At 37.9% G+C, this 4102-nt stretch carries 4 protein-coding genes; 2 read left to right on the plus strand and 2 right to left on the minus strand.

Annotated elements, in window-relative coordinates:
- The first annotated feature begins 150 nt into the window (after positions 1-150).
- Complete coding sequence (locus RM529_RS16130) at positions 151-897, plus strand: LytR/AlgR family response regulator transcription factor (protein WP_311485772.1); 747 nt, start codon at positions 151-153, stop codon at positions 895-897.
- A gap of 186 nt (positions 898-1083) precedes the next feature.
- On the opposite strand, the gene fumC is transcribed toward RM529_RS16130, so the two are convergent.
- The gene (gene fumC / locus RM529_RS16135; RefSeq protein WP_311485773.1) at positions 1084-2481 is read right to left on the minus strand and encodes a class II fumarate hydratase; all 1398 of its coding nucleotides are present in this window, start codon (positions 2479-2481) and stop codon (positions 1084-1086) included.
- Positions 2482-2684: 203 nt separating this feature from the next.
- Between fumC and RM529_RS16140 the strand changes: the two genes are divergently transcribed.
- Complete coding sequence (locus RM529_RS16140) at positions 2685-2870, plus strand: hypothetical protein (RefSeq protein WP_311485774.1); 186 nt, start codon at positions 2685-2687, stop codon at positions 2868-2870.
- A gap of 47 nt (positions 2871-2917) precedes the next feature.
- On the opposite strand, the gene RM529_RS16145 is transcribed toward RM529_RS16140, so the two are convergent.
- The coding region (locus RM529_RS16145; protein WP_311485775.1) for an outer membrane beta-barrel family protein at positions 2918-4102 on the minus strand (1185 nt) is incomplete at its 5' end.

Genomic DNA, 4102 nt, shown 5'->3' on the forward strand with positions numbered 1-4102 from the left:
CCATGGGATTACGGCTTACAGAAAACCGTCTCCAAATCCTTAATGACTCTAATAAAAAATCAGGAACAAGCAGTTTAAAAATTACAGACAAGAAGAAAGGAACGGTGGTAGAAATTAGTCTGCCTTTAAGAATGATCTAAAATATTTTCTATGAAAAGAGCCATTTTAGTTGATGATGAAAAGCATTGTATCCAGGTCTTAAAAATGCTTCTTGCAGATTTTGAAAATATTGAGGTTTGTGCAACAGCTTCTACTGTAGTTGAAGCTTATGATGCTATACATACATACGATCCAGACATTGTATTCCTGGATATTCAGCTTGAAGAAGAAAATAGCTTTGACCTCCTGGATAAGCTTAGCGAATTTTACTTTGATATTATCTTTACGACAGCCTATAATGATTATGCTGTTAAAGCTTTTCGCTACAGTGCTATTGACTATTTACTAAAACCCATAGACCGGCAGCAATTAAAAAATGCTATAGCCAGGACTAACGAGTTAAGTAAATACAACAATTTATCCCAGCAATTAGAGGCTTTAAAATCAAATATTAATATTATGAATCCAGATCTCCATAAAATTGCTGTTCCTACTGCAGATGGGCTCTTGCTTATAGAGATCGACAATATTATTAAATGCGAAGCTCATTCTAATTATACTGATATTTTTCTATACGATGGAAAAAAAATAACTATGACAAAAACACTCAAGCAAGTTGAAGAATTACTTAAAACACGAAATTTTTTTAGAGTCCATCAGTCACATCTTGTAAATCTAAAATATGTTTACCGCTATTATAAAGGTAAAGGCGGATATGTAGAACTTGAAAATGGTTCAACAGTAAGTGTATCTGTTAGGAAAAAAGAGGAGCTCATTAAAATTTTGACTCAACGATAGTTGGTTGCAAGAAACCTTATTTGTTGAAAGAGGTACAATCCTTTTTACAAACTATCCTTCCAATCCAATTTGGCGAGCAATTTCAGGTAATGCCGAAAATTGCCATTTTTGAGGCATGCCTTCAAAATAAAAAAAGCCACGAACACAATTACATTCGTGGCTAAATTTTATGTATAAAAAAGAGAATTATTTCAGGTTTCCAACCATATCTTTTGGCTGTACCCACTCATCAAACTCTTCAGCCGTTAAATGGCCAAGGTTTACGGCCTCTTCTTTTAAGGTAGTCCCATTTTTATGTGCTGTATTTGCAATTTCAGCAGCTTTGTAGTACCCAATTTTGGTGTTCAAGGCAGTTACCAGCATCAGGGAATTGTTCAAATGCTCCTGAATCCTGCTTTTATTAGCTTCAATTCCCCTTGCACAATGCTCTTCAAAAGATTTACATGCATCGCCCAAAAGTTCTGCGCTTTGCAGCAGGTTGGCAGCCATTACAGGCTTAAAAACATTTAGTTCAAATTGTCCCTGCATTCCTCCAACGCTCATGCTTACATCGTTTCCTATCACCTGGGCGCAGACCATTGTTAAAGCCTCACACTGGGTAGGATTAACTTTCCCGGGCATAATAGAGGATCCCGGCTCGTTGGCTGGAATAATAATTTCTCCAATTCCGCTACGAGGGCCGGAAGCTAGCATTCTAATATCGTTACCAATTTTGTTTAAAGAAACGGCTATTTGTTTTAGTGCTCCATGAGTTTCCACAAAAGCATCATGTGCAGCCAGTGCTTCAAATTTATTGGCGGCAGAAGTAAAAGGAAGTTCAGTGAATTTGGCAATAAATTCTGCCACACGCTTAGAATATCCCTTTGGAGTATTAAGTCCGGTTCCAACTGCAGTTCCACCCAAAGCAAGTTCAGCTAAATGCGGTAGTGTGTTTTCCAGTGCACGGATTCCGTAATCCAGCTGGGCTACGTACCCGCTAAATTCCTGGCCGAGGGTTAGGGGAGTGGCGTCCATAAAATGAGTACGGCCTATTTTTACCACTTCCTTAAATTCATCGGACTTTTTCTTTAAAGTTTCCCGAAGCTTTCTTAGCCCCGGAAGTGTCGTTTTGGAAATTTTTTGGTAAGCGGCGATATGCATTCCCGTAGGAAAAGTGTCATTTGAAGACTGTGATTTATTTACATCGTCGTTTGGTTGCAAAGTTTTTTCACCTTCGCCAATCTTTTTACCGGTGAGCTGGTGTGCCCTGTTTGCAATAACCTCGTTTACGTTCATATTACTCTGGGTTCCGCTTCCGGTTTGCCAAATTACCAGGGGGAACTGGTCGTCGTGTTTACCGGCTAAGATTTCATCACATACCTTGGCGATATAATCCCTCTTTTCTACGGCTAGAGCCCCAAGTTCGCAGTTAGTATATGCAGCAGCCTTTTTAAGATAGGCAAAGCCGTAAATAATTTCCAGGGGCATACTGCCCGAAGGGCCAATTTTAAAATTATTTCTGGAACGCTCTGTTTGAGCTCCCCATAGCTTATCTGAAGGGACTTTTACTTCCCCCATGGTGTCCTTTTCTATTCTGTAATCCATAATGTTATAATTGATTCCTTTACAAATTTACATTTTAGCAGCTTTCTTTAGGCTTAAAAACCGATTAAATTTAGGCTGCCGGATGGGGCCTTAATTTTTAACAATATCGGCCTTCAGAAGAGCCTTCAGCCTAAAAAATTAATTTTTATTTGTGATAAGCCATCGAGAGTTTATATCTTTGACAAGATTCAAAATTTAGAATTATGTTCGAATTCGATCAGTATCTTGGGTTTTTAGCTTTCCTCATAATCTTAACGATGGGTTTTTGGCTAATGATATTTCTAGTTGCAATTGTTCCTTATTGGATTGGAGGTTCGGTGACGGAACTTATTAAAGAGAAGCAGGCTGCCAGAAAAAAAGCTAAGGAAGCAGATGTAAAAAACGCATAAAAAAAGGGACAATTTTCTGTCCCTTTTTTTTATTCCATTCTTAGCCTTTAGAATTCGTCTTCCATTTCATCTCCATTACCGGCATCTTCCCTTTGCTGTTGTCTCTTTTGTTGATTGAACCTGTATATAAAAGACAGGTTAATTTGTCTTTGCCTCCACTGAAATTGACTATCCTGCTCATAATTGTCTGTGAGGGTATAGGAATCTCTTTTTCTGGAGTTCAGTAAATCGCGTACATTTAATGAAATAGTTGCCTGTTCATTTAAAATCTCCTTACTAAATGCAAGATCTATAGAAAGTATTCCATCTTGTGTACCTTGTACTTCATCTGAAGGGCCACGATAAAAGGCATTAGTTTGCCAATCTATAAGCCATGGTAAAGTAACTTTTGAACTGAACCTACCAAAGTAGCTGGAATTTTCCTGGCTATAATCTGTACCGTTAAATTCTCCATCCAGTTTAAACCTGAAATAATTAAAACTACCATTAAGCCTTAACCAATCTGCCGGATTATATAGAAAACCAATTTCAGCACCCATGCGGTCGTTGGTGGCCAGGTTAAAAGGAATACTTCGAATCACGCGCTGTTGAACATATTGTTCTGAAGCGGGATCTTCCCCTTCAATATAGTCTGGATTTGTCACCGTAATATTTACGTTTTCCTGAATTCTTGAAAAGGCATCTGTTTCACGTTGATAATAAACAGAAGAGGTAAGCGTGATTTTTTCCCACCTTTTTAAGTAGCCCAAATCAAAAGCATTAGAGTAGGCCGGCTGTAAGTTAGGATTTCCCTGAAACACATTATTTCTACTGCTCCTGGAAGGGAAAGGATTTATGTACCAGCCACGTGGCCTGTTAATTCTTCTATTATAACCAAGAGTGATATTTTCTTCTTCGCCCAGTTCGTAAATAAGGTTCACAGTAGGGAAGAGGCCTAGATAATTGTTGTCAAAATCGGTATCAATTTCAAAGGAATAAATATCCTGTAATTCTTCTTCAGTTAATTCTGAATCAATCGTCCCTTTTAAATTAGTATTTTCAAGGCGTAAACCAAGTAAGAAGCTAAAATCGCCAAATCTTGATCCGTATTGAGAATAAAGTGCCTGGACGTTTTCAGAATAATCAAAAATATTTGTTTGGTTTACATTCAGCAAAAGATTCCCGGCCACGTTTTCCTGATAGAGCTTATAATCTGTGATTTCATTTTCAAAATTTCCACGGTAACCTGCTTC

The organism is Autumnicola edwardsiae (assembly GCF_031846505.1).
GTDB classification, from domain to species: Bacteria; Bacteroidota; Bacteroidia; order Flavobacteriales; family Flavobacteriaceae; genus Autumnicola; species Autumnicola edwardsiae.

What these genes read in the sequence shown, in the direction of transcription:
- RM529_RS16140 (WP_311485774.1), top strand. Translation starts at nt 2,685, where the DNA reads ATGTTCGAATTCGATCAGTATCTTGGGTTTTTAGCTTTCCTCATAATC.
- fumC (WP_311485773.1), bottom strand. Translation starts at nt 2,481, where the DNA reads ATGGATTACAGAATAGAAAAGGACACCATGGGGGAAGTAAAAGTCCCT.
- RM529_RS16130 (WP_311485772.1), top strand. Translation starts at nt 151, where the DNA reads ATGAAAAGAGCCATTTTAGTTGATGATGAAAAGCATTGTATCCAGGTC.